The organism is Stenotrophomonas sp. TWI809 (genome assembly GCF_039673205.1).
Lineage (GTDB): Bacteria > Pseudomonadota > Gammaproteobacteria > Xanthomonadales > Xanthomonadaceae > Stenotrophomonas.
Map to the genome: position 1 here is coordinate 1 of NZ_JBDJLE010000059.1, position 323 is coordinate 323.

Sequence of the window (323 nt, forward strand, 5' to 3'; positions counted from 1 at the left end):
CCCAGGAGAGGACTCGAACCTCCACGAAGTTGCCCCCGCTAGCACCTGAAGCTAGTGCGTCTACCAATTCCGCCACCTGGGCGACTCAGGAGGAGAATTCTGCGGGAGAACCGGGATTGTGTCAACAGGATGTCGCAGAAAATTTCGTTCGCCGCGCGATCCAGCGTGACCGCCGCCGATGCCGCGCGAATCGTGCGCGGGCGAGTGCAGGGCGGTAGAAACGAAAAAACCCGCTTGCGCGGGTTTGATCATTTTCTGAGTCATGGTGCCCAGGAGAGGACTCGAACCTCCACGAAGTTGCCCCCGCTAGCACCTGAAGCTAG

At 60.1% G+C, this 323-nt stretch carries 1 protein-coding gene; it reads left to right on the forward strand.

Annotation, left to right across the window (positions count from 1 at the left end):
* Positions 1-129: 129 nt before the first annotated feature.
* Positions 130-323, forward strand: a 194-nt coding sequence (locus ABE472_RS18850; protein ID WP_346466786.1) for a hypothetical protein, incomplete at its 3' end; no start/stop codon positions are given.